Source organism: Sphingomonas sp. A2-49 (assembly GCF_025548555.1).
GTDB lineage: Bacteria > Pseudomonadota > Alphaproteobacteria > Sphingomonadales > Sphingomonadaceae > Sphingomonas.
This window is the reverse complement of sequence record NZ_JAJLPA010000036.1, coordinates 1-26,022: the sequence shown is the minus strand read 5'-3', so window position 1 is coordinate 26,022 and position 26,022 is coordinate 1. Positions and strand designations below refer to the sequence as shown.

The window sequence follows — 26,022 nt, the reverse complement described above, 5'->3', positions numbered from 1 at the left end:
GTATTTCGTGAAAGCTCCAAGCATGCCCTTTGAAAGCCGCATCCCCCCATCATTACGATACATTTCAAGACGTGTGATGATACGAAAGCCCTGCGCGTTCCCCTCAAAGTCGACGAATTCGCCACGGTGGTCCGGATCGATGTCCGCCGCCAAGCCAGTCCCGCGGTCGAACTGTTCGGCGAACCAGTCCCCCATAGCTGCCTCGCCGGAATGACCGAAAGGAGGATTGCCGATGTCGTGCGCTGCGCACGCAGCGAGGACAATGTCCGCAAGGACTCCCGATGCGCCGGTTTCTAAGCGGCGATCGTCTTCGAGCCAGCTGCCTACCCGCATTGCCAGCGACCGTCCGACGCTGCTGACCTCGACGGAGTGTATCAGGCGGTGATGGACGTGGTCGTGCTCATAGAGCGGCTGAACCTGGGTCTTGTTCGCTAGACGGCGAAACGGAGCACAGAAGACGATGCGGTCATGGTCTTGGGCGAAAATCGATCTGTTCGGCTTGGGTTCGTAATGCCTGTCCCCAAGCCGTTCGCTGCACAGCAGCTTGCTCCATTCCATGCGGACTTTTCCCAATCGCTTCACGCCGTCATCTGAAGAGTAGCGTTCGGGAGGGAGCCCGCCAAGGTGGGCCTGTCGCCTGAACGGTCATATCGGTGCGGGTAAGCGCACGTGAAATTGCTGCTCGGCGTTGCCACAGACAAAACCCACGTGATGGACGGGTCAAATCTTCGGACCGCGCAGCCAGCTCAGCAGGCGGCTCTTCCAACCGCCAGCGGCGGGAGGGCCCGCGCGCACGCCGGCCGCGCGTTCCGGGTCGACTAGCTCCGGCAACGCAGGAGCCTTTAGCCCGTAGTGCGCTGCCTTCGCGGATCGATCGCGGCGGCGCTCTGCCGCGACTTCCGCGTCGGACCATGGCGGGGCCTGGATCACTCGATTGCGCCGGATGACGTAGTGCGAGCGGCACGGGAGCGTCCAGCTGCCGACCGACGGATGCAGCGTGACCGTCTCGCCGTCATAGGTAATGTTCCAGTCGGTCGGTGTGAGCGGTGTGACGACTTCCTCGCCGCAGCCGCAGCAGCAGCTGTGCGCGACGCTTCCGTACTCGAGCGAGACGTAGAGCACGCCCGGCTGGAGGGCCTCGGGGAAGCTCTCGACGAACCGGTGCTCCAGGATATTGTCGCGCATCACGCCTGATCCTCGTTGAGTAGCATGTTGCCGTCGAGCGTGTAGGTCGAGTGGTACTCCCGCTCGAGGTCACAGTAAAATCCGCAGAGCTTCTTCCACTTGATCACCGCCATAACCGCGTTGAGCGCGTTGAGGTCTGCAACCTGGATGTTCGACGCGTAGACGTCCTTGGCGCCGCCGCCGGCCAGTGGGATGCGCACATGCGCGCCGACCGTGTCGCGCGTCGCGGGCGTGCTCGTCGTCACCCGCAAGATGCCGCTGAGGCCGTGGTCGCCGAGCTCGAGGCCCATGCCGATGTCGACGAAGGCGACCCCCCGCTCGTGCAGCCGCCCGACCAGCGCCGCCTTCGCCTCGCCCGCGTCGAGGCTGAGGAAGGCGAAGTCGATGCCGTCGAGAAGGTCGAGGTTGTCGGCCGTGACGGCCTCCGGGATCGCCGTGATCCCCCGGTGCATGCGGCCGTAGATCGCCTTGAAGTGGTCGACCTTGAGCGGCGCCTCGCGCAGTTCCTCTAGGCTCGGCGCCCCCGGCGCGCGGAAGGCGTTGTGCTGGAGGAACTCGTCGGCATCAAGGATCCGAATCTCGGCGACCGGCGTCTTGGCGACAATGTCGAGGATGTAGCTTCCTGACCCCCCGAGCCCGACGATCGCTACCCGGTGCCCCGCGAGCTTCGCGGTGAGCGCGCCGATGCCGACCCGGTCCGACGCCGTCTCAACGTAGTTGAACACGCTTTCGGCGTCCTCCTCCTCGTCGAGCGCGCGGTAGGGGCGCGGGGTGGCGGTCGGATCGAGCACCGCCGCCGGTCCCGCCAGGATCGAGGCGTAGGTGGTCATCTTGTGGTGGTAGTCGCGATAGCCCCCTTCGGGCTTGCTCGAGAAGGCGTGCTCCGCCGTCAGCCCGTGGCCGAGGACGAAGTGCGTCGTCTGGTTGGCGATCGCCGCGATGCGGGTTCCGTCGGCGAGACAGGGATAGTCGCCGTCGAAGTGCATGACGTGGGTGTCGGGCGGGCGGGTCTGATCTCCCGCCAGCGCCAGACTCGAGATGAGGGTGCCTCGGCGGACCTTGCGGTCCGCGTCGACGTAGGGAACCTCGCGCATGACGAGGAACCCGCCCACCACTTGGACGAAGTAGCCTTCCTCGCGGAGCTTCGCGAGGTCGGCGTTACGACTGAACAGTGCGCGTGACATTGAAGACGGTCCCCTGCTTGGTGGTGACGACGCCGTGGGCGCCCAGCTCGCCCGCGTGCGGCGTCGAGGCCGCCTTGCGGTAGGTCATCGAGAAGACGACGTTCGCCTCGTGCGGGCCCGGGAAGGCCAGCTCGACGATCTGCTCGAAGGTCACCGTTGGCCCGCGCACCAAGCGCGCGCGGGTGTTGACGACAATCTCGATCTCGACCGGCGGGCGCGGGGCGGTGAAGAAGCGCTCGACGCCCGGCGCGGCGAGGTCGATCAGCATCTCCGGCTCGACGAGGACGTCGGTGCCCCCGCGCACCTCGCGGAAGACCGCTTCGTCCAGACCAAGCTTGGCCAGCACCGCCAGCACCTGGCCGCTGATGACGGGCTTGCCCCAGCGCTCCTCGTGCGAGTTCACCTCAAACTTGAAGTCGCGGTCGGTGAGGAACGCAACGAAGCGCTCGGCGCCGGCGCCGCGCAGGTCGAACGGCTCGTCAAGCCGCACGTCCTCGAAGTCGCCGTTGCCGACGATCGCGAACAGGCTGTAGCCGCGCTCCGGCTCAAGGCCCGCGGCCTCCAGGATCTGGCGGCCGAGGGGGATGGGATCGGCGACCGCGAGGGGACGAAAGTCGAGGTTCTCGAGCGCGAACAGGATGCGGTAGGCGTTGGCCGGGCGTAGCGCGCGGCCCTCGCGGATCGCATCGCCGACGTCGTCGAATTCGAGAGTTTCCATAAATTCTTTCCTTCTCGTTGGGCCGGATCGTTCCCGGCTACGGAAGGACAATCGGTGCGTCGGCGATCGACCGGAAAGGCGTCAGAACTCTTTTCTCAGCGTGCCGGCGGGGACGGGCCCGCAGACGAAGAAGGCGGGGCAGCGCGGGCAGACGCGCTGGGTGGGATCGGTCGGGAAGTCGCCGGCGCGGACCTGTCCGATGGCCACCTGCAGCGCGTCGCGGCGACGGCCGAGGACCAAGGGCGTCATGGCGAGCGGCGACACCCTGCCGTCCGTCAGGTGCACGACCTCGGCGGCGGAGCCCGGCGCGTTGTCGGCGATGGCGAGCAGGGTCACCGCGACCGCTAGGTCCTCGGTGTCCGACTTACGGTAGACGCCCGTGCGGACGCGGCGGTGGACAAGGTTGCCCTGTGGGTCGGCGAGCACGTCGTCCGCGCCGTAGCGGACCTCGTCTCCGTCGAAGCGCAGGACCAGCGTCCCAGGCGTGCGAGGCGCGTGCGGCCCGCGCGTGCGGACGAACGTGGCGACAAGCGCGACTGCCGCGGTGCGGAGCTCGGCGAACGCCCCGGGACCTTCAATGCCGTAGTCGTCGCACGCCAGCCCGACGGCGGCGGCGAGGTTGGCATCGTCCGAGACGTCGAGGCCGTCGCGGACGATCGCGCGCACGACCGAGCGCGCCGCCTCGTGCATGCGCATGTAGTCGGTCTCGGTCCGGCGGCCGCCGATGCCCAGCACGTAGGTATAAAAGAAGCGCCTTCTGCACTTTTCCTTGTCGAGCATGGCGATCTGGGAGTCCCGCAGGCGGACGGGCCCGTCGATCTCGAGCGGGATCGGCTCGGCCTCCGGCGCGGGCGGGAGCGCCCGGACGAGGTCGGGGGTACTCCTGACCAACCCCGAACCAAGGCGCTGCAGGAAGTCGGACAGCGCCCGGCTCTTTCCGTCCGACTTGTGGGTAGCGGCGTAGAGCACGAGGCGGTCGCGCGCGCGGGAGGTCGCGACGTAGAAGAGGCATTCGCGCTCCTCGGCGTCGCCGGCGCGCAGCGCCTCCTTCACGTCGCCGGTCATGGCCGCGATGACGCCTTCCGGCGGCAGGCACTGGGGCGACTTGGCGGGGCTGGGTAGCGTGTCCTGGTTGAGGCCAGGGAGATGGACGCAGGCGAACTCGAGGCCCTTTGCTCCGTGGATCGTCATCAAGCACACGGCGTCGAGGCCCTGTGCGGCGGCTGGCAGCTGGCGGAGGTCTCGATCGTCGCCGATCGCGACCAGCCTGCGGATGCGGTCCAGAAGCCTCGAGACGGTGCGGCCCTGCGCGCGGGGCTGCACGCGAAGAAAATTCATCAGCTGCCAGATAGCGATCCCCCGGCTCCGTTCGGTGACGGATCCGGCCTCTCCGATCCGCGCGGCGATGCGGGTGCGGTCGAGGACGATCGTGGCCAGCGTCCGCCAGGGCGCCGAGTCGGAGTTGAAGCCGCCGAGGACGGCGGCAAGGCCATCGAGCGCGAGGCGTCCGGCCGGGGAGATCGGCAATGTTGCGCGCTCCGCCAGCCATTCCAGCGGCTCGCGCTCCTCGTCCCGAAGGTATTCGAGCACCGCCCCGACGTCGCCGAGTGTCATCTCGAGGCCAGGCAGGCAGCCGGTCCGGACCAGCCCCATCGCGCGGCGGTCGGCGAGCAGCGAGAGGAGGGAGAGGAGGTCCTTCACCTCCCCGCGCTCGAAGAGGCTGCCGAGGAAAAGGACCGGGATGCCCATGCGCTCGAGGTCCCGCGCGATCTCGCCCAGCCGCTCGTTGCCGGTGCAGAGCACGGCCTGGTCGCGGTAGGCGATGCCGGAGCGAAGCATCTCGTCGATGCCGTCGGCGATCAGGACAGGCTGCTCGTCTTTGCTCGTGCGCAGGCGGAGTTCGATCGGACGGCCGTTCGGGCCGCGTTCGGCGTGTAGCGCGGCATCCTCGCCGCCCGCCGTCATCCGGACGGCGAACGCGGAGTAGGCGTTCACGATCTCCTCGACGGAGCGGTAGTTCACCTCGAGCCTGCCCGGCGTAGCGCCCGGGAAGTCCTCCGAGGCGAACCGGGACATGCTGATCGGGGAGGCGCCCCGGAAGCGGTAGATCGACTGCCGCGCGTCGCCGACCACCCACAGGTTCTCGCCGGTCGGGCGCAGGGCTTTCAGAAGCCGCACGCTGGCGCGGTTCACGTCCTGGTATTCGTCGACGAGGACGTGGTCGTAGAGCCCGCCGATCTGCGCCGCGATGTCGGGCCGGGCCTCGAGCAGCTCGACCGGGAGCGAGACGAGGTCGCCGAAGTCGATCGCCTGGCGGTCGCGCTTAAGCCGCTCGTAGACCGCGTATATTCGTGCGACCTCGGCTGCCTTGAGCGCGTTAGTGCGTCGCGGCTCGTCCGCGCCTGCGGCGACGCGCATCTCCTCGGCGCGCAGGGCGTAGTCCTCCGGACCGACGACCTCATCCTTCGCGCGCGAAATGGCGGCCAGGATGTCGCCGATGAGACGCGTCGGGTCGTAGAGGTCCCGGTAGTGCTCGAGCGCGAGCCGAGGGAACTCGGCCTCGAGCAGCTCGACCGCCTCGACGCGGTCCATCAGCCTGGGGACACAGGGCAGCGAGAATTCCGGGCCGAGCCGGCGGATCAGGTCGAGGCCGAACGCATGGAACGTCCCGATCCACATGGCTGCCGCCTGCTCGGGCCGCTTGTCGGCGATCCGCTCGGACATCTCTCCGGCCGCTTTGTTCGAGTAGGTGAGGACAAGGAGCCTCCGGGGGTCCACGCCCTCGTCGATTAGCTGGACGACCCGGGCGGTGAGCGTCTGCGTCTTCCCAGTGCCGGGACCGGCCTCGAGGATGTATGGGCCGCCTCGGTGCGCGGCAGCGACGGCCTGGGCGGCGTTGAGCGGCTTGTCCGCCCGCACTATCTCGTTGGGCTCAATGACTGGGAGCAGGAGCGCGTCGAACAGCTGTTGCGCGACCGTGTCGAACGGCGCGTTCATCCGTTCCGCGATCGCGGAGGCGGTCAAGCCCTCCTCGAGGTGGAGGCGCCGCACCAGCGCCCGTGGGACGAGCAGCTCGCGGCCGAACAGGTCCATCTGGACCTCGCGGCGTTGGCGCCGGCCGTAGTCGACCACACGGTCGATGCCGGTCGGCGCCGGTTCGGACGGGCGTGCCGTATCGACCTCGATCACGGTCGTCGGCGCGGTCGCGTCGCCGAGTTCATGGTGGCCGAGCTCATGTGCAACGAGGAAAGCCCGTTCGAACGGCGAGCCGACGTTCTCGTGAACGATGAGGTCGTCCTCGGGAATGAGCGTCGCCCGGCCGCTGTCGAGGACCGCAGCGCCCGTATTGGCCGTGTTGACGTCGAGCCCGCGATCCTTCGCGACCGCGACCGCGAAGGCGTAGGGATCCGTTGGATCGAGCCCACGCGCCACTGCGGCGGCATGCAGGTCGGCGGCGCGCCGACGTCCGAGCTCGATCGCATCCACGGCTCAGTCGTCGTCGGCAAGGAGGCGTGCGCGGTCGGCTTCGGAGACGTCCGCGTCGATGAGCGCCTGCTCGAAGGACACCTGCCCGGCCGCGCCGGGCTTGCCGTCAGACTTGAAGCTCCTCCCGGACGCGGATGCCGGCGGCTGGCGCATGGCCGCGATCACGTGCGCCTCGGGGATTGCGAGGGCATCGCCCAGCGTCCGCCGTATCGGTCGCGGCGTCCTCGTAGGGTCGATCTTGCGCTCCCTGAGGCACGTGACGATCTGGCGCGGAACCCCGAGCCTCGCCGCCAGCGCCTTGCCGCGCTCGCCGACGAGCGCGTCGAGCGGGTTGGCGCCTTTTGTGAACTCCGGTCCCGCTGCCTTGTGGGTGATCCAGGCCGCGTCGATCCGCGAAGTCTCGAGGGCGGACAGCGGCTCCTGGTCTTCGGCCTCGGGTGTGGCCAGCAGCCTCGACAGGTCGATGAGCTGCAACGCGAACTGCGGATGCGCCTCCACGTATCGGGCGAGGACCGCGCCGTCGTGGACCTTCTCCATCTGGAAGAGGTCCAACACGTCGTCGAGGGCGGTTGGTGTAGGGCGGGTGGTCATTGGTCGTCCCCAGGATTGAACAGGGCGGAGAGCGTCTTGAGCGCCCGCGCCCGGTGATTGCGAACCGACCGGTCCGAGCAGCCCAGCGCCTTGGCGATCGTCATGACCGCTGGGTCGTTCGAGTGGATCGGCCATCCGAGCAACAGGAGGTGCATGGTCCTGCTTTGTTCTGGTGGCAGGTCGTCAATCGCGAGATACATACGATCCCGGAATAGCGGGTCGGAAAAAATGCTCGCCTCGAACGGATCGACCGCCGTGGCGGCCACGGCTTCGGCCTCGGTCTGGTCGGAGTCCTGGTCGAGCGCGTCGCTGCGGTTGTCTTCGCGCCACGCCCGCTCCTGCGCATCCAGGCGCAGGCGTTTGACGGCGAGATCGAACCGGATCTCGAAGAAGTCGAGCTTGTCGTCGGACTGCCTGCGGTCCTTCGAGAGCAACTCGACGAAGCGGTCGAACACCGCGTTGCGGATGCTCTCGGCGACGATCAAGGCGGTGTTCCCGCCAGCTTCCGCACGCGGAACGGCGCGGAGGACCCGCTCGACGAGGACCTTGTAGAGCCGCTCGAACCAGGCGTCGGAGTTGTCCAGTCGGCTTGCGCGGACGAAGTGGAGGAGGCATTCGCTTGGCACATAGTCTGGATGCTTGCGGTCGCGGATTCGCGCGCGCTCCAGAAGCGTGTCACGCGGAAGGTCCGCCAGCGCGGGCAGGAGCACTTCGATGTTGTCCGGGCGCAGATACGGCGTGCCGTCCTTCCTGCGCTTGGTAAGCGGATCGATCAACTTCTCCTCCCTATTCGGAACGCCAGTCTTGATACGTTTCAGCAATAATCGCCACGGAAAGTGAAACCGGAACGACGAAGCGGAATATCACGCGACGGCCCTCCTCGGCGCCATTCGTCCGCCCATTTGCGGCATTGCTCAGCCATCGACGGACCGCGGGATCTCTGTGGCATCAATCGCTCCCCAACGTGATGTCTATCGGCCTAAGTTCAGTTGGAAAGCTATTAAATATCGCTGTCTGTTTATGGCCTTATTACAGGGTAGGTGCGTGGCGAAGCCAAGCGCGTAGACGTAGCCAACCGTTGATAGACGAGGTTGTTCTCCTGCGCGGGATGGCGTTAGAGGTAGGACGCCACGTCAGGAGCACTCGACGGCGCTCTAAAGTGGGGTAGACCCTCGCCTCGCCGGGTGTGCCGCATGAAGGAAGGAAAGTGCCAGACTTTAAATTTATTCACGCGGCGGACCTGCACCTAGACAGTCCGCTGCTTGGCTTGGCCAGCAAGTCGGCGGACTTCGCGGCGCGAATCCAGGCGGCCTCCCGCGAGGCGTTCGACAACCTCGTCGAGTTAGCGATCGCCGAGGGCTGCCGCTTTCTGCTGCTGGCCGGAGACATCTTCGACGGCGACCTACGCAACTTCCAAACGGGTCTTTACTTCGTCGAGGGCATGCGGCGCCTCGGCGAGGCTGGGATCGATGTCTTCATGATCCTCGGCAACCACGACTCGCAGAACCGTTTCGCCGACAAGCTGTCGATGACGCCGAACGTGCACGTCTTCCCGAAAACGGTCGCCACCTCGCGGTCGCTGGGCGACGTCAGGGTCACGGTGCACGGGCGCAGCTACCCCCGCTGGGACCTTTCCGAGGACATCGCGCGCGACTACCCGCCAGCCACCGCCGGGACGCTGAACATCGGCGTGCTGCACACCGCCTGCGCCGGATCGGAAGGGGACCACGCGCGGTATGCGCCGTGCACGCCCGAGCAGCTCGCTAACCACGGCTACGACTATTGGGCGCTCGGCCACGTCCACGAGCGCGCGATCCTGTCCGAGCACCCCCACATCGTTTATCCAGGCAATCTCCAGGGCAGGCATGCGCGCGAGACCGGCCCCAAGGGAGCGATGCTAGTCACGGTAGAGGACGGCCGCATCGCGACGGTCGAGCACCGCGCGCTCGACGTGGTGCGCTGGCACGCGGCCTCGTTCGACGCCTGCGCGCACGACGACCAGACGGAAATGCTCACGGCGCTCCGCGACGACCTCGCGCAGGTGGCGGACACCGCCGACGGCCGCCCAGTCGCGCTGCGCCTCACGATTCTCGGGGCAACGCCGCTCCATCCCCACCTGACGCTGAACCGGGCCGCGCTGCGCGAGGACATCGAGACCCTCCTCGCCACCCTCTCCGGGGACCATTGGCTGGAGAAGCTCGTACTCGCGACGACCCTGCCGCCGGCCGCGGACACCTTCGACCCCAGCATCGGGGGCCGGCTTGCGGCCGAGATCGACAGGCTGGCGTGCGAAGGGGGCGAGGGAACCTTGGAGGCGCGGCTCGCCGAGATCCGCGCCAAGCTGCCGGCCGGCGCGCACGCGGACGCCTTCATCGAGCAGATGCGCTCCGACATCCCGACCCGCGCCGCCGAGCTGGCGCGGTCGCTGGTCAGCGAGGTAGGCCATGCGGCTGACTGAGCTCAGGATCGACAACTACGGTGGATACGCCGCCCGCAGCCTCGCCATCCCCGAAGGGGCGGGGCTGTCAGTGATCTACGGACCTAACGAGGCCGGCAAGAGCACCTGCCTGGAGGCGATCAGCGACTTCCTCTTCTCGATTCCCCCAAACACCGCTCGGGGCAGCCTCTTCGGCTACGACGGAATGCGGATCAGCGCCTCGATGCGCATGGCGGACGACCGGCTGATCTCCCTGAAACGCCGCAAGGGCAGAGGCAGGACGCTCTCGGACGCCGACGGAACGGCGTTGGACGACGCGGCGCTCGCGCCAGTCCTAGGTGCGATCACGCGCGACCGGTTCGGGACGCTGTTCGGCCTGAACCACGACACCCTGCGCGCGGGCGGCGAGCGGCTCCTGCAGGCCGACGGCGACATCGGCCGTCTCATCGTCGAGGCTGGCGGTGGCCTGCGCACCCTCCTCGCGCGGCTCGACGCTATCGACGACGAGGCCGGTCGCCTCTTCGACGGCCGCCGCTCGTCGGCACGGGCGTTCTACCAGCACCTCGACGCGTTCGACGCGGCGGACCGGGCGGTCCGCGAGGGCCAGTTCACGCGCGAGACCTACGAGCAATCCCGCAAGCAGGTCGATGTCGCATCGGCAAAGCTGAACGGCCTGCGCGACGAGAGGCTGACGCTCGCGGCGCGCATCGCCCGGACCGACAGGACCATCCGGGTCGCACCGCGCCTGCGCGAACTTGACGAACAGATGAGCTCCCTAGACGCGTTCGCCGACGTCGCCGACTTGCCCCCCGACTTCGCCGTGCGGGTGCGTGCAGCAGCAAACGCGCTGACCGTTGCGGAAGGCGGGCTCCAGTCCGCCACCGACCGGCGCGACCGCCTGCAGGCGCGCATCGACGGGCTCGCGGTCTCGTCCGAGCTCTCCGCGGCGGAGACCAGGATCCGCGACGCGGCCGAGCTCTCGATCCATGTCTCGAAGGCCCGGGGCGATCGGCCGAACAGGCAGATCGAGATTGACCAGGGGGAGGCGCAGCTCGTCGCCCTGCGCAGGATGCTCGACATCCCGACTAACGCCGACCTCGCCGGCATCCTTCCCGCGAGGGAGGCGATCGACAACGTCCGGGCGCTCCTGACTGCAGCGAACGAACGCCGACCGGCCCACTCCGCCGCGCGCACGCGAGCGGTTGAAATCACCGACAAGATCGAAACGACGCAAGCGCGCCTCACTGAGCTCGAGGGTGGCGGCTTCCACACACCCCTGGAGACCACGTCCTCGCAGTTCAGCGGGGCTGCGGCGCAGCAGGCGGGCGTCGACGCGCGCCGCAGGAGCCTCGACGGCGATCTCCGCAGGATCGTGGAGGGCACGACTGCCCTCGGGTTCGCCACGATGGGCGCGCTGGAGGCGCTCGCCTGCCCCACGCCCGACCTCGTGCGCGCCGAACAGGCCGCCCGGGACGCGCTCGAGAACCAGCGCGCCGAACAGGAGAGGCTAAAGCGACAGGCCGAGCGCGACCTCGCGACAGGTCAAACCGACATCGAGGCGCTGGAAGCGTCGGGCACCGTCGCGAGCGACGAGGCCGTGCGCGAGGCGCGGGCGTCGCGAACCCTCCACTGGTCCCCCATAAGAGCCGCCTTCGTGGCGGGAACGGCGCCGGGGACCGAGCCGGACAGGATCCGGTCAGCGGAGGCCTACGAGGCGACGCTCGCCGGAGCCGACGGGCTGGCCGACCGCAGAGCCGACGAGGCGGAGCGTGCCGCCTCCCTCGTCCAGGCCCGACGACGGATCAGGGAGGCGACGCGCACGCAGCACGCCGCCGAGGAGGAGCTGGCCATCCTGTCGCTCGCCCTGGAGAAAAGGGTCGCCACTTTCCGTGACGCCTTTCCCGACGCGGACGCGTGCCATCCTACACTTGCGGCGCTGCTCGCGTTCGCCGAGCGGCGTACACAGCTGATGGAGCAGACGGCGACGGCCCGATCGCAGGACGCCGCCCTGGCACGGGACGCCGCCCTGCTGGAGCCGACCGTCGAGCTGGCCGGCGCGGCGGAGCGCCGGCTCGGCATCGAGCCCGCGCCGGCGTTCGCGTCGAGGATGCAGGCTCTTGTAGCGGCACACGGTCGGCACGAGCTGCTCCACGCCGAGCACCAGCGACACATCGGCGAACTGAAGGCGCTGAGGTCGCAGGCTGCGAACATCCAGACTGCACTCGACCGCATGGACGCCGAGGAGGCCGCGTTCGAGACCCAGTGGGCTCCCGCGCTCCGCCTCTTGGGGGCGGCGGGGCCGGTCAGCCTAGCGCAGGCGGACGAGCTGCTCAGCGAGTGGGCGAGCGCCCGCGGCGTCCTGTCGGCGATCGCCCAGACACGCCAGCGCGTCCGCCGCATGGACGAGGACGAGGCCCGCCTCGCCGCCAACGTGGCGGCGCTTCTCAGCGAACTTGGCATCGAGGCGGGTGTGGACTGCGTCGCGGGGGCGCAGTTGTTGAAGGCCAGGTGGGACGCCAACGCGGCGCTCAGGACGCAACGCGACGGACTCCTTCCGGATGTCGAGGAAGCGAAGCTCGCGGTCGAGCAGGCTGCCGCGGCGGTCGAGCGCGCGGTCGCCGATCGGACCGCCCTAGCCCATCTGGCGGCCTATCCGGACACAGGAGAGGAGCTTTCGGGCAAGGCCACCCGCCACGATGAGCGCAACGCCCTGGTAGTCGAGATGGCCCGGGTCGGACGGAGCCTCGCCGATCTTGGAGGCGGCGTCAGCGTCGAGGCACTGCGCGCGGAGTGGGGAGATGCCGACCTGGACGACCTGCGGGCCACGTTGACGGAGGACCGTTCCCGCGCAGCAGCGCTGGAGACAGAGGTTGAGGAGGCAGTGCTCGCGGAGAAGAAGGCCCGCGACACGCTCGCCGGCTTCGTCGCCGAGAGCGGAGTCGCCGGCGCGGTCGTGAGGCGAGAGGGCGCCGCCACCCAGATGCACCAGGCGCTGGAGCGATACCTAGAGCTAAAAGTGGCGCGGGACCTCGTCACGGCGGCGATGGCGACGATCCGCGCCGAGCAGCAGGATCCCCTCATCCGGCGCGCCAGTGCACTCTTCGCGGGCTCGACGCGCGGCGAGTTCCTCGGCGTAGAAACGGATATCGACGATAGGGGCAACCCGGTCGTCGTCGGTCGCCGGGCCGGCGGTGGCACCGCGTCGGTCGGCACGATGAGTGACGGTACCCGGGATCAACTCTTCCTAGCGTTCCGCTTGGCCAGTCTCGAGAACTACGGCGGTGCGACCGAACCGCTGCCCTTCATCGCCGACGACGTCCTCGTCCACTTCGATGACGACCGCAGCGCCGCGACCCTCGAGCTGCTCGCCGAGTTCGGCCGGCGCAACCAGGTGCTGCTGTTCACGCACCACCGGAGCGTGCGCGATCTCGCAGCGCCGCTGGCGGCGCGGGGTCTAGCGAACATCGTGTCGTTCGAGGCGGCAGGAACGGCGGTGGCTGAGGGCTAGGCCGCCTAGGCAGCGTCTTCCGCGCCGCTCAGATGTCCGCCTCTTCGTCGATCCGCCTGCGAAGCGAGGCGATGACGTTGTCGAGGCGGCGCAGAAGGTCGTCATAGGACATGATGTCCATCACGTTCGCGTACTTCCGCCTCACCACCTCGAGATCCACCGCCTGCTCGCCACCGACCCCACCCGTCGGATCCCGCCCGATGATCACGATGGCCTTCGGGTTCGTGACCCGTATCGACATCCTGGGAGGCAGCTTCGCGGCGTACCGCTCCGTCAGCGCACGCTCGCCGTCCAACCCCCACTTGGACAAGTGGAACAGGTACTTCTCCGCCTGCATGATCGTCCCGGAAAGCTCCCGGCTCGGAAAGCCGTTCTCGCGGTAGTCGCCACCCGCCAGCAGGCTCCCGCGAGGCCGCTTAATCTCGATGACGTCTAGGTTCCCGGCGGCGTCCACCAGCGCAATGTCGATGAAGCGCCTGCGCGCTCGACCCGGTGTGGAGTACACGTCGGTGATCTGCACGTTCTCGAGTATCGCGACGTACTTCGAGAAGATCAGCAGCAGGAACTTCATCAGGAGCTGCTGCCAGTCGCGCTCCACCCTGACCTCGGCGGCTGCAAGCCAGCCGCGCAGCGTGTCGCGGATCAACTCATACTTCGCGAGCTCCGCCTCGAGCAGCTCCTCGGTGTCGAACGAGCCAGTCGCGCCGATCGCCTTGTGGCGGTTCATGTACTCTTCGTAGTGCCGCCGGGCATCAGCCATGCCGTCAACGTACTGGCCGACCACGTCCGCGACGCGCGCTCGGGCGTAACGGTTCAACTCGGTTGTCGTCGGAAACTTGCTGAGCAGCCGCTCGAACTCGACGATGGGAATGGAGCCATCCTCGTCACCGCCAATCACGATCTCGCCACCGTTCGGCATGACCGCGGCGAGGCCGCGGAAGATGGACATGTCGCGGTGGGCGACGAAAAGCCGCCGCTCCAGCGGCAGAGCGTCCGCTATGCGCACGGCATGGTTGATCCCGAGGCGCCTGCCCTCGATGACGCGGAACCCGGCGCGCTGCGAGCCGAAGCGGAATCGGTAAACGAAGCCGTCGATGTTCTCGAAATCGTCATCGTTGGGCAGCTCGCCGAGGAGATCGGCCCTTTCGAAATGGAAGACCTTCGCTATCCTAACCCGACCCTCGGTCCGCAGCTTCGTCCAAACCCACCGAGCGTCCCAGCTCTCGGGCTCATATTCCAGGATCACGCCCCGCCCGGGGCGATCCTCGAACCTGATCGCCATCGCCTCAGGACCTCGTCAGCAGGCCGGACCGCTCGCCGAGGTCCCCGGCCGCGACCGGTCGGTCAATGCCAGACCCCAGCACCACTGCCGGCTCTAGGATCACCGGCTTGGTCGACATCGCGCCGACGCTCGTCGCCTGCTCAAGGAGATAATCGACTGTGCGTTGCTGCGTTGCCATACCCACAAGCTAACAGACGAGCGTCGCTGCAGGCAACGAATCGCCTCCGTCTGCGTCGCGGACTGCAATGAACGAGTGCCCGGTTCTGGAATGCCGCTCAGCTGCGCTGAACGTCCGCTGTTGGTCAGAACTTAGTCTGGAGAGGCAGTTTACACCTCATTCGCCAGCTGACGCATCGCGGCCGAGGCGTCGGTGACCCTACAGCCAGTTTTGAGGCTCTCCGTCGATCACGACAGTCGCGTCCTCAATTCGGTAGGTGCCCGAAGCCTGGAACGCGCCGGGGCGGAAGCCCTTCAGGCTCGAGAGCATGGCCATCACCCGAGCTCGCGAGTCTGCGATGTCCATATCGTCGTGCGTCCCGAGGGCATCGCTGGGATTAAGGCAGCCGATGCTGGAGAGGAACAGTCCGCCGTCATGCGCGGGATGCACCAGGATGCCCGTCCGGTTGTGCGTGCCCTCAAGCCCGAACCCGGGCATGCGATGGTCGGTGGTCGGGTAGGTCGCGGTCTTCGAGAAGCCGATCGAGGCGTAGTGCGTGTAGTGGGTGTACAGCGGATAAACGCCCTCCTTGATCCGGCGTCTGAACTGCGAGGTGCAAGGCGTATCGTTCTGACCCGGCCCCTGACATTCGACCATGTGCCCGCTCAACCCGGCAACCTCCGTCCCGTCAATCGAAACGGAATACCTTCCGTAGGTCCGCACGAGTTGGTGGCCCTGGTGCTGGCCCAGCCGGACCAGGTGGAGCTCCCATCCGTTCCCATTGATCGGCATGCATCCACCCTCCTAGACGGCGACCCGAAGGGTCACACCGCGCGCAGGTCGGCCTTGGTGTTTGGACCTGCCGAAGTCGGCACCCGATGCACATCCGTCGGGCAAGGCCTGACTGGCGTATCCTTCTCCTTGGCAATCCATCTGGCTCGGACGGACGAAACAATGATCCACACCGAGGGACATGTAAACACGCGTCGAAACGGCTTGCTCCGGACAGCAGCCACGAGGTCTTACGGCTAATCAACAGGCTCGCTTCGTGCGTCATGCTCAGGACGTTCTGCCGAGCGGGCGACGGTGGACCTTTCGACACACATCCCGGAGAACAAGCGTGCCCACGACGACCTACAACCTCCTCACCAACCCCGCCGAGATCAACGCCGCCTTCTCGATCTGGCGGACCGCGCTCACGGAGGAAGGGGAATGGCGGGGGGATGGCTGGTGGCTCGCCAAGCAGCGGATCGTGGTAGGGAACCGCAACGACCGCACCACCCCAGAACTCGGCGAGTTCGTCGTGCTCGGCACCGATCCGACCGGCGAGGACGTGACAGTGCAGCTGAACGAGCCGCAGCAGTACGGGAATGAGAACCCGCTGTCGGGCGTCGTGCGCGACGGCTCCGGCCGGCTGTACCTCGTGCGCCAGGGCGTCCTGCACAGGAACGCGCAGTCCGACCGGGTGGACGGGGCCCTGTTCGCCGAGCGGACCCGCCTTGCGCCAATCCCTGTCCTGATCGGCGCCGCCAGCGCTAAGCGATCCTGGTTCATCGTCACACCCCTCGATGGGCCGAGACACGAGATCCGCCGGAACATCGCCGTATTCGTGGACCTCTGCAGCCTCGCCCGGGGCGCGGCCGAGGCGCGGCAGGCCGCGGATGACGACGAGCGCCTGGACGAACTGCTCGGCAAGGACGAGGTCGGCGGCGAATCTACGGGCGACCCCAGCGTAAACAGGAACCGCCGCCGGCGCATTCAGGGCGAGGTCTGGCTCGCGCTCCAACTCCTACTGAAGGCGGACGGCCGCGTCCTGCGCAAGCCGCGCCACGCGCGGGGCTACGAGGTCGACGGCGAAGTCGTCACCACCACCGGCCCACTGCTGCTCGAGATCAAAACCAGCACGACCGCCGCCGACGTTTACGGAGGCGTAGGTCAGCTCCTCCTGTATCCGCAGCTGCTGCCGGGGCTGCAGGGACACCGGAGAGTTCTGCTGCTGCCCGGGAGACCGACGAAGCCGCTCGTCGACGCGCTAGGGGCGTGCGGTGTGGAACTGCACCGCTACGATCTGGCGATCACCGGCAAGAAGGTCGAGGTTGGGTTCTCGAAGAGGTTCCTGAAACTCTGTGAGATCGGGACGCCGTAAGAACGCAGAACTCAGGCGGTGCATACATGGAAATGCCGGCCTCTGGATTGCCGATTGCTCCCAGGAAAGCGTCGGGCTGAAAACCTTGACGAGCACACAAGAGACTTCGCGGCACTTTACAAAATTCGTTGCGGCGGCGCATGCTAGGTCAGCGACGGAGTCGCCAGTTTTCGCGTGCAGCAGTTCCTGGGGGGATGCGTCATGGCGGCGATGTTGCGGTCGATACTCGTGCTAGCACTCGCCTTCGGCGCCGCGAGCTGCACCACCGTCCCGAGACCGGTCGCCACCGCGGACTTCTGCGGCTTCGAGATGCACCGGGCCGAGGTCGCCCTGCCGCCACCCGACCGAGGATCCCTGCTCACCGCCGTGGAGCCGGCCAATGCGATGCTGCTCCTCTCCGGCGGCAGCCTGCATGGGGCCTTCGGGGCGGGCGTGCTCGCCCGCTGGAAGGAGCTGAACGGCGGTTTGCCGAGATTCCGCACTGTCACCGGCGTCAGCACCGGCGCCCTCCTCAGCACCGACGCGTTCATCGACCGGCCCGAGGCCGCGAGGCAGGCCTACAGCATCGAGCGGGAGTCCCAGCTGCTCACGCCTTACGCACGTCGAAACGCAAAGGGCGGGTTCAACGCGACCGGCTACCTGTCCATCGTGAGGAACAACGCGGTCGCCGACCTCGCGCCGCTGCGCGCGATGCTGCACGACCACATCTCCATGGACGTCCTGAAGCAGGTTGTGGCACGCGCGTGGGGCCGTCGACTGCTCGTCGGAGCCGTCGACGTCGACTCCGGCGACGCCGTGGTGTTCGACATGCTGGACATGGCCCGGAAGGCCGTGAACGCCGCAGGGCCACGCGGCGAGCACTTCCGCAACTGCTACATCGACGCGATCGTCGCCTCCTCGTCGGTTCCTCTAGCGGCGAAGCCGGTCGTGATCGACAACCGCATGTACATCGATGGCGGCGCACGCTTCGGCGTGTTCCTCGACGCGTTCGGCAGCGAGGCCGGGGTGGACCGGCGCGATACGCCACCAGGGCCACCGCCCCAGCTCTACATACTCGTCAACGGCATGCAGCGGGTGAAGGCGCAATGCGGGAAGGTCGACCGCACGCTCTGCGCGGCCGACGGAACGGACCCGTTCGACCGCCGGGAGGGCGCCCACGCCGGCTGGAACCTGCTCGGCCTCGCCCAGCGCTCCAGCGACATCCTGGTTGCGCAGATCTACCGGTTCTCGGCCGCTGACATCATCGCACGCTACCGGGAGCGATACGGCGCCGCCGCCGTCGGCAACGTCCACTACTTCCAGATCGAGTCCAATGAGATGCTAGCCCACCCCTTCCGGAACAGTACGTGCGCAGGGCTGCACGAGGAGGAGGAGGTGCGGCTCCGACCGCTCCAGTTCTACCCGAACTACATGGCGTGCCTGATCGACTACGGACGTGCCTCCGCCGACCGCCGGGCGGGGGAGTTGAGGATAGGTCGCCCGTAGGTTCCCGCGGGCCTGAGGGGGATCGGAGAATGATCGGCAGGCACACGGCGGCGCTCGCAGCATTCGTCCTGGCGACCGTCGGCGGGAGCGCAGCCGCGCAGACCGGAAGCGTCGCCGTCGGTCCCGCACACGTCGATGGCGGGGCGACGCCCGCGACGGACACCAGCGGCATGGCCTGCCCGGGAGCCGGACGCCACCGGGCGGCTTTGCCTGGCGGTCGAAGACGAAACCGGCCTCGCCCATTGGGTCACGTTCCAGGACGGGCGCCTCTTACCGGGTGAGCATGTGGCCCTGGCCCCCACGCCGCTCGGACAAGGCGCGCTGGTGGAGTCCCGCTGCCATAAGGGAGCGTCTGACAAGGGCGACGCCGACGGCGAGGCGGTCGCCTACCTGGCACCCCACCGGTACGTGATCGGCTCGCACGGTTGCTCCCGGAAGAGGAACCAGTCGAGTCCGGGCCCAGGGGACCGTCCGTCGCGGGCCAGGCGCTGGTGCTCCGGTTCGACCTCGGAGCGCTGTTCGATTCCGCCGCAGCCGTCGCCGCACCCACGGTCGTCAGGCTTCCAGTCGGGAACGACCGGGGGGTGCGGGACCTGGCGGCGCTTCCGGACGGGAGACTTCTGATGCTTTCCGGGCCAGCCCGCGAGGACTCACTACCCTACCGCCTGGAAGTGGTCGCGGCGGACGGCAGCCTGCAGCCACTGTCGGGTTGGACGCCTAAGCCGCTACGGCAGAGGGAATACACCGGTCGACGCGGTCGGACCGCTAACGTGAACGAGCGACTGCGTCAAAGAAGCGCTTACGTGCGCCTGAGCGGCCGATTGCGGGTCGCCGCGGCAGAAGGGGAGGGCGGCCCTTTTCGACTAAGATCCGCCGTTTGCCGGTCGCGCTTTCAACGACAGCGTCTACCAAACCTGTCTCTCGGTGAGCATGAAACCTTCTGGCAGCAATGTGCCCCATAAAAGGTCGCTCCGGCCCGATAAATTGGCACCTGAAAGCGCCCACTAATTGAATCTTCGCTCTTGACTTGAGACCGTGACAAATTGTCTCGGATCGAAGTTCAACAAATGGCGATCACGTACCACTTCAAGCTAGATCGCAACGATGTTCAGCGACGAGCTTGTACCCCAGGATGACCTCGACCTCGGTGACGAGTACGCCCAGTTCGTGGAGCTGGCATAGCTGATGTCAGATCGTCGATCGGCGCGCTATACGGCAGCGATGCGAGGGCGAATGCTCGCGCCGCCGCTAGCGCGCTTGTCTCTCCGGCGCGCAGGACGGCTTCTCGCCAGCAGCGAAATCGAACGAGACCGCGAGGAAGGTCGGTGCCGGCGGCGTTCCGTAGGAAGCTCCGTCATGCAGCATCAGTCCGTCGAACCCGGATCCGCCGCCCGCAAGCGGCACCAGCGCCTCCGGCTTCACGGTTGCCGTGCGGTCGGGCAACGGCAGAAGCGTCACCCCGCCCTCAGGAGCCAAACGGAAGACCGCGTAGTCCGCGGTCGCGGCCTCTTCCGCGGGATCGTGGACCGGACCCGCTATGCCGTAGACTGCGTCTCCGATCCCCGCGAGGTCGCGGATCCCGCGCGCGGCGCCGCGGCCATCCACCCCGAGGCAGACCGTTCGACCGGCGCCCACCCGCCCCGCCCCGCCGAAGAGGTCAGACAGCGGGACCTCCAGCAGCAGGGCCTCGGAACCGTCCACGGGGCCCCGGAAGCCGACGATGCCGTCCCTCCCTCGGACGGTGAAACCCTCCACCGTCATGCCGTTCGTTTCGAGCGGGACGCCAACCTGGCGCTTCAACAGCGAACCAGCCGGAAGGAAGTCAGACAGAGGTGCGGACTCGATAACGGCCGGAGCTGAACGGATCGCGCCCGTGTTCATGTCGACCGCGTCCCTGGCGAAGCGGATCCGGAAAAGGTGGCTGCTGGCCGCCTGACGGGCCTGGTTCTTCTCTTCGTCGCCTTCCTTCTCGTGCCGCGGGCGGCCGTGGGATCCAAGCACGTAGAACGATCCATCCGCGTAGGCCGCACCCTCCGCGTCCAGCTCCAGCGGCTTGCCCGCGAACTCGTGCCGAACGAGGGGAATGTATTGGCCCGGCTTCGCCGTCCTCGCGCCATCATCTAGGATGACGACCTGCGCCCCCTGGGTTTCGTCGTCCACGAGGAGGCAGAGGCGACGTCCGCCGTCCGCCGGCGTGCACGCCATTCCGCTGACGTCCTCGGCTGGCGTCAAATCTCCGCCTTTGGTTTTGCCATGGAGAGGGCTGGTGACCGTCCAGTTCTTCAGCTGTCCGCTAGGAGGAGCCGCCCCACAGGCGCTGGCGAGCAGTCCCGCGGCGAAGATGGCCGATGTCGAACGCATAAATCCGGTTCCCCCTGGAAGTTCGCCACTGTCGATGACCAAGTCGGTGGCGGAGACTTTCGATCGAGATACCGCGAGGTTACCAAAATGGACCCAGCCGTCTATTGCGCAGGCTAATCCTTTCGATACATTGCTACAAGTGAGTGTGCTCGAACTCACTGCGCTGTTCAGCACGGTCGAATCAAATACTGATGGTGCAATCGGAATGGGGGAAACATGACGAGACTGTCAACGATCCTGTCGGCCGCCGGCGCGCTTGCGTTGACATGGAGCTCCGCCGCCTCTGCACAGTCCATCTCCGACAGGGCGTGGCTCCTGCCCGACGCGCAGCTAGTCCTAGATCCCTACGAGGCGAACAGCATCAACTGGAACCAGCTCGCGCAGGATAAGGCCGTGAAGGCCGTCCTGCACCGCGCATACCACGGGCGGTCCAAGGACGCGAAGTTCGAGGAGCGCACCGCCGAGGCCAAGCGACGCGGCTATTCGGTGGGCCTCTATCTCCTCGGGAAGCCGGGCGATCCCATCGCGCAGGCCGACCTGCTGGTGGCCGCAGGCGAACGGTCCGGAGTCAAACTGCTCGCCCTGGACATCGAGAACATGAACCCCGCGTCCTCGATGACGCTCGCCGACGCCGAGCGCTTTATCAACCGCGTCCATGAAAAGACCGGGCGCTATCCTTTGTTCTACACAAACTTTTCGACCTACCGGCACATCTCGGCGAACTACGGCGCCAGCTCGGCCTTTGCCAAGACGCGGCTCTGGATCGCGAGGTTCCGGGAACGCCACGGACTGGACAGCAAGCGCGTTTGGCCGGACTACACGCTCTGGCAGTTTCAGAGCGAGATCAACTGCGCCGGGACCCAGAACTGCTACCACCGCGTGCCGGGCACGCGTCCGGACATGGACGTGAACGTATTCCGCGGCAACGAAGCGGAACTGCGCGCCTTCTTCGACGGTCGCTAGGCCTAGGCCTCACTGCTCAAAGTCAGAAGATGACGGTGGCAGCGAGGGTGGTGGCGGAGAAAAAGTTGGGTCACCGGTCGTAACGTGTCGCGACCCGTCGCCAGTCCTTGAGGTGGCCAACATGATCTCAGTGCGGTTGCGCCGTATGTCATGTTTGACGGCATTGTTCTGGGATTTGCGACCAGGGATGCAGGGGGTGATGCCCCTCCCTGCAAGGCGCCGCAGAACCAGTCAGCATCATAGCCACGATCAGCGAGCAGCCATTGGGCTTTGGGGAGTTCGTCTAACGGGGCGGCGGCACCGGTATAATCACCGACCGTCCCTGCGGTCATGGAGAAACAGTGCGGGCGGCCGTTCGCATCGGTCACTTAAGGCATTCTGCAGCACACATGTGAAGACCGCTAACGCCGGAAACGGCCGTTCCGGACGACCGGCTTGAAAGACGGCAATGCCCCAAACATCGTCACTGAGCCTGTAGATCAGCAATCACGATGAGGTAGCTCAGCGAGGTGAACGTATGGCCGAAGTTAGGGATACGAAACGAAGCCGCGAATGACCGCATGTGGGTCCTCCTGGTTTTCGATGCCGCAAAGCGCAGCGTTTTCGTGCAGGGGGAGGCGTGCTGCGCCATGCCAGTCAGCGGCAGCTCGAAGGCTGAACCGCGAGCATTTGCAGAAGCTCATTGAAAGGTCCATCCGAAAACAACTTCACTGTCGAAACCCGAACTTCTTGACACGGTAATGCGCCCTGAGCTTCGTTGCCGCCTGAAAGAGCCGACGAAGCTCGAATGGGGGAACATGCAGTACATCAAGAGACCCGCCGGCGCGCCCGACATATTGAAGTCGGCTGAGGCAATCCGCTCGCGACGGCAGATGCTGGCGTTCATGTCTTTGGAGCGAGGTCGCCGCTCACAGACGAGCGTCCCGGCCGTCGGGCTGAGTCCGGCCAACGACCTGCTTGTGGAGGCCGTCTCCGACTTGTCGCACGGTAAATGCGCCTTCTGCGAGGTGAAGGAGCCGCTGGTCGCGCATCGCTTCCGCCCCGCCGGAAACGCACTGCCGCTGGCCGAGCGCAAGGATCCGCACCTGTTCTACCTGTGGCTCGCGGATGCGTGGCACAACCTTTACCCGATCTGCCTCAGCTGCCGTCCGGCAGAACCTCAGTTCCCTGTCGAGGGATCTCGGTGCAACCTCCCGTCGCCTAAGCAGATCGAGAGCTACATATCGAGGAACGACGGCATCTGGTCCCAGCGGGTGCCAGACGAGCGGAACCTCATCATTGATCCCGCCAAGGAGACGTCCTTCCACGGCCATATCAAGCCGAGGCTGGACGGAACCCTGATAGCGCTGAGCCCGAGGGCCGCCGTCACCATCGAAGTCTTCGATCTCAACCGGGAGGACAGGGTCGCTCAGCGCGCGCTGCGATACGAGGCGAACCTGGCGGTCCTGCGCAGGCTGGTATCCGAGCGGCGCAAGGGCAAGGTTGCACCCGCCCCTGACAGGTTCGATGACCTGTTCGACTTCGAGCGACTGGAGTTTGGCGGGACATGGCTCCTTCTGCTCAAGCGCATCGCTGAGCGGATCCCCATGCCCGAGGGAACCTCGATGCCCGCCAGGCTCAAGCAACTCAAAGGTGGGTTCGTCCGTCTGTCCGCGATATCGGACGCGGTCGCTCGCATCGACAAGGCGGTGGCGGAGATAACTTTGGAGGATCCGCGCCTGAAAGCGGCCAGTTCGGGACCCAGGAGGCTGGACCGGGTGCAGGCGCAGCTTCGCCGCATCGAGATCGAGAACTTCAAAGCCATCGAGAGGCTCACATTGGATATGCCGGTGGCGGGCGCGAGCGATCCCGAGCTCGCCCCGTCTACGCCGTCGCTGGTCGTCTTGGGCGAGAACGCCACGGGCAAGAGCTCCCTCCTAGAGGCGATCGCGCTGGCCCTGACCACGGAGGAGGCGAGACGCAATCTGGATCTGGACTGGGGAAAGATGCCCCTTGATCCTGGGCAGATGGGTGAGGAGGACGGGGCATCGGCGGCCGACGCTCGGGCTCGGCTGGTCTTCGACAGCGGTCAGACCGCGACCTTGGTCGTGAGCGAGAACGGCGCGCAAGTGCGGACCGAGTTCGGGAGCGAACGCGTCGCGGTATTCGCGTACGGAGCGTTCCGACGCTTCGCCGCCGACGCTTCGCCGCCGCCATCCAGCCGCCACGTCAGGAACCTGTTCGATGCTTCACCACTAGCTCATCCAGAGAACTGGCTGAAAGGGCTGCCGCCGAGACGGTTCGAAATGGTAATCAGAACCTTGCGGGATCTGCTCTCGATCGAAGGAGACTTCGACGTCATCCAGAGGGTCGGAAGGGCTCGTGAGCTGCGGATGGTTACGGCGCTCACCGAACCCGGCGGAACGATTCGATACAGCCGCACGCCGCTGAACGCCGTCAGCTCCGGTTACAGGTCCATGCTCGGGATGCTGTGCGACATCCTGCGCGGTCTTCTGAACGTCGAGGAGGCAAGGGAGTCCAACGAGTCCACAGACTTCGCGAGCTTCGAGACGGCCCGAGGCGTCGTGCTCATCGACGAGATTGAGGCGCATCTGCATCCGAGGTGGAAGGTGCAGGTCATGACGGGCCTTCGTAGGGCCCTGCCGGCCATGACCTTCATCGTCACCACGCACGATCCCCTCTGCCTCAGGGGTATGGGCAGCGGCGAGGTGGTGGTGCTGCAACGCATCGCCGCCTCTGATTCCGCCCTGGAGAGCAGGCTGCCGATCGTGGTAGAGAGAATGACGTCGCTGCCAGACGCCGCGGATCTCCGGATCGAGCAGTTGCTGACATCCGACTTCTTCCAGCTCTTCTCGACCAGCGACGCCGCATCGGACCGGCGGATGGCCAAGATCGGGGATCTTGTTAGGCGTCGCGCCGAGGGCGACGTTCTGTCCGACGAGGAGCGGAAGGTCCTCGACGAATTTGAGAGAGACATCGCGAGCGCACTTCCAGTCGGCTCGAGCGAGGTTCACCGCATGGTCCAGGAGGCGGTCGCGACATATCTCGCGAGGCGCCGCGATGCCTCGAGCGTCACGCTGGCGAAGCTCGGTGCCGAGGCGAAGGGGCAGATCCTGGCCGCTTTAGAGACCATCTGAGATGCGCGGCGTTGATCGGAAGGCCTTCAAGATACCCGCATCGCTCCAGCCGGGAGGTCTCGGACCTAAAGAACTGACGCGCGCGCGGGATCATCGCAACGACGCCAACCCCAAGAAGAAGACGTTCACGCATTCGGCCTACAAAGGCGCCGACGTGAAGGCGATGTTGGAGGCAATGTTCCACGGGAAGTGCGCGTATTGCGAGACCCGCTTCAGCGCTTCGGCGCCGGTCGACGTGGAGCACTACCGGCCGAAGGGCTCCGTCGCGGAGGCCGAAAAGCACGGCGGCTACTGGTGGGTGGCGATGGACTGGGACAATCTGCTGCCGAGTTGCATCGACTGCAACCGACGACGCGGACAGGTGCTCGCCGACGCGTCGTCCAGCCTTGAGGTGCTCGCGACCGCAGCCGAGCAGGCCACCACTCTCGCCGGCAAGCAGGACAGCTTCCCAGTCGTAGACGAAGCCGGACGGGTGCTGGAGGAATCGGTCCATTTTGACGACGAGGGGGCGCTTCTCATCAATCCCTGCCTCGACGATCCGTCACGCAGCCTGACGTACAACTTCGATCCAGCCCGTCCCCTCGGGCTGATCGTTCCGAATGGCGAAGGCACGGACGCCATACGCGGCGCGGTGTCGATCCAAATCTATGGACTTAATCGGCTTCGTCTGGTGCAGGACCGCACCGAGATCCTGAGACGGCTCGAATTTTTGGCAGGGCTAGTCGTAGACCTCGCCAAATCTATCGCAGATCTCGAGGAGCCCGCGACCGTCCTTCTCTTGGAGGGGACCGCAGCAGCGATGGTCGCGCCTCGCTTGCGGCTCCTTCGTGATCGCACGTTGGCGGAGATGAAGGGGATGACGTCTGACGATGCACCATACGCGACCATGACCAAGGCTTGGTTGGAGGCGTTCAAGGACAGACTGCGCGGGGACGATCGGCAGCGCTGACAGGATCGACCGCAAAGGCTGTCAACGGCAGCCATGAACGAATGGCAGAAGTTAGGAAGGAGGCAGGACGCTTCCAACGGCCGCTTCTGGGTCATTTCGCCTACAGCGAAAAGGCGGATGTTCATCTGAAGCGGATCATCAAGTGCCGGGTGGCCCAACGTCAGCTGGTGTTAGAAGCCGCCGTTCAACGGGCCGTTTCGGAATGACGGCATCGTCCCAGACTCGTTCGGCAGCAGGCGACCAAAGCCAATCGATCGGGTCTCGAACCTTCACCGATTGGTCACGATTTCGATGCACTTAAGTCGCAAGGGATGATCCGCAAGCGAGGACAAAAAGTTGAGGTTGGGATCTAATCGGATCAAGCTTTCGGACGAAATACGCGAAGGGTTGAAGGCTGCGAAAGATGCGAGGGTACTCGAAGATCAGACGCCAC

The 26,022-nt window shown here is 66.4% G+C and carries 18 protein-coding genes and 1 pseudogene; 8 read left to right on the top strand and 11 right to left on the bottom strand.

What is annotated here, in order from left to right; all coding sequences use genetic code 11:
- From dgt to LPN01_RS18310, 7 genes are all read right to left on the bottom strand, one after another.
- Positions 1-558 (bottom strand): dGTP triphosphohydrolase (dgt, locus tag LPN01_RS18340; protein WP_262829864.1); only part of this gene is annotated, 558 nt, incomplete at its 3' end.
- Positions 559-720: 162 nt separating this feature from the next.
- Positions 721-1,185: a DUF6527 family protein gene (locus LPN01_RS18335; RefSeq protein WP_262829863.1), complete on the bottom strand. Its 465-nt coding sequence runs from the start codon at positions 1,183-1,185 to the stop codon at positions 721-723.
- Entirely contained in the window at positions 1,185-2,369 is a 1,185-nt protein-coding gene (locus LPN01_RS18330; RefSeq protein WP_262829862.1) for a ThiF family adenylyltransferase, read from the bottom strand. Before LPN01_RS18330 ends, LPN01_RS18335 begins: the two co-directional genes overlap by 1 nt.
- Positions 2,344-3,087, bottom strand: coding sequence for a multiubiquitin domain-containing protein (locus tag LPN01_RS18325; protein ID WP_262829861.1), 744 nt, complete (start codon positions 3,085-3,087; stop codon positions 2,344-2,346). Before LPN01_RS18325 ends, LPN01_RS18330 begins: the two co-directional genes overlap by 26 nt.
- 81 nt (positions 3,088-3,168) lie before the next feature.
- Positions 3,169-6,573 carry a UvrD-helicase domain-containing protein gene (locus LPN01_RS18320; protein ID WP_262829860.1) on the bottom strand — a complete coding sequence of 1,135 codons (3,405 nt, stop codon included), beginning with the start codon at positions 6,571-6,573 and terminating at the stop codon, positions 3,169-3,171.
- A gap of 3 nt (positions 6,574-6,576) precedes the next feature.
- Positions 6,577-7,164, bottom strand: coding sequence for a hypothetical protein (locus LPN01_RS18315; RefSeq protein ID WP_262829859.1), 588 nt, complete (start codon positions 7,162-7,164; stop codon positions 6,577-6,579).
- A complete protein-coding gene (locus LPN01_RS18310) occupies positions 7,161-7,940 on the bottom strand; it encodes a DNA-binding response regulator (protein WP_262829857.1) in 780 nt (259 codons plus the stop codon). The genes LPN01_RS18315 and LPN01_RS18310 overlap by 4 nt, the downstream gene beginning before the upstream one ends.
- A 410-nt stretch (positions 7,941-8,350) precedes the next feature.
- On the opposite strand from LPN01_RS18310, the gene LPN01_RS18305 reads away from it, so the two are divergent.
- Positions 8,351-9,622 (top strand): exonuclease SbcCD subunit D, encoded by a 1,272-nt coding sequence (locus LPN01_RS18305; RefSeq protein ID WP_262829855.1) that lies wholly within the window; start codon positions 8,351-8,353, stop codon positions 9,620-9,622.
- Complete coding sequence (locus LPN01_RS18300; RefSeq protein ID WP_262829854.1) at positions 9,609-13,109, top strand: YhaN family protein; 3,501 nt, start codon at positions 9,609-9,611, stop codon at positions 13,107-13,109. Before LPN01_RS18305 ends, LPN01_RS18300 begins: the two co-directional genes overlap by 14 nt.
- A 28-nt stretch (positions 13,110-13,137) precedes the next feature.
- On the opposite strand, the gene LPN01_RS18295 is transcribed toward LPN01_RS18300, so the two are convergent.
- Together LPN01_RS18295 and LPN01_RS18290 are read right to left on the bottom strand one after the other, a co-directional pair.
- Positions 13,138-14,391 carry a Shedu immune nuclease family protein gene (locus LPN01_RS18295; protein ID WP_262829853.1) on the bottom strand — a complete coding sequence of 418 codons (1,254 nt, stop codon included), beginning with the start codon at positions 14,389-14,391 and terminating at the stop codon, positions 13,138-13,140.
- A 376-nt stretch (positions 14,392-14,767) separates the two neighbouring features.
- A complete protein-coding gene (locus LPN01_RS18290; RefSeq protein WP_262829852.1) occupies positions 14,768-15,340 on the bottom strand; it encodes a hypothetical protein in 573 nt (190 codons plus the stop codon).
- A gap of 328 nt (positions 15,341-15,668) precedes the next feature.
- On the opposite strand from LPN01_RS18290, the gene LPN01_RS18285 reads away from it, so the two are divergent.
- Entirely contained in the window at positions 15,669-16,694 is a 1,026-nt protein-coding gene (locus tag LPN01_RS18285; RefSeq protein WP_262829851.1) for a hypothetical protein, read from the top strand.
- A 201-nt stretch (positions 16,695-16,895) separates the two neighbouring features.
- Entirely contained in the window at positions 16,896-18,179 is a 1,284-nt protein-coding gene (locus tag LPN01_RS18280; RefSeq protein ID WP_262829850.1) for a patatin-like phospholipase family protein, read from the top strand.
- 1,248 nt (positions 18,180-19,427) lie between these two features.
- Here the strand turns inward: LPN01_RS18280 and LPN01_RS18275 are convergent.
- A complete protein-coding gene (locus LPN01_RS18275; RefSeq protein ID WP_262829849.1) occupies positions 19,428-20,411 on the bottom strand; it encodes a DUF3616 domain-containing protein in 984 nt (327 codons plus the stop codon).
- A 34-nt stretch (positions 20,412-20,445) separates the two neighbouring features.
- On the opposite strand from LPN01_RS18275, the gene LPN01_RS18270 reads away from it, so the two are divergent.
- Both LPN01_RS18270 and LPN01_RS18265 read left to right on the top strand, forming a co-directional pair.
- Positions 20,446-20,760 carry a hypothetical protein gene (locus tag LPN01_RS18270; protein WP_262829848.1) on the top strand — a complete coding sequence of 105 codons (315 nt, stop codon included), beginning with the start codon at positions 20,446-20,448 and terminating at the stop codon, positions 20,758-20,760.
- The gene (locus LPN01_RS18265; protein WP_262829847.1) at positions 20,757-21,503 is read left to right on the top strand and encodes a glycoside hydrolase family 25 protein; all 747 of its coding nucleotides are present in this window, start codon (positions 20,757-20,759) and stop codon (positions 21,501-21,503) included. Before LPN01_RS18270 ends, LPN01_RS18265 begins: the two co-directional genes overlap by 4 nt.
- A gap of 70 nt (positions 21,504-21,573) precedes the next feature.
- Here LPN01_RS18265 and LPN01_RS18260 read toward each other — a convergent pair.
- Positions 21,574-21,871: pseudogene (locus LPN01_RS18260) on the bottom strand (transposase); the annotation flags it as partial.
- A gap of 429 nt (positions 21,872-22,300) precedes the next feature.
- On the opposite strand from LPN01_RS18260, the gene LPN01_RS18255 reads away from it, so the two are divergent.
- Both LPN01_RS18255 and LPN01_RS18250 read left to right on the top strand, forming a co-directional pair.
- Positions 22,301-24,640 carry an AAA family ATPase gene (locus tag LPN01_RS18255; protein WP_262829845.1) on the top strand — a complete coding sequence of 780 codons (2,340 nt, stop codon included), beginning with the start codon at positions 22,301-22,303 and terminating at the stop codon, positions 24,638-24,640.
- A 1-nt stretch (position 24,641) separates the two neighbouring features.
- Positions 24,642-25,589, top strand: a complete 948-nt coding sequence (locus LPN01_RS18250) for a hypothetical protein (protein ID WP_262829844.1) — start codon at positions 24,642-24,644, stop codon at positions 25,587-25,589.
- Positions 25,590-26,022: the final 433 nt, after the last annotated feature.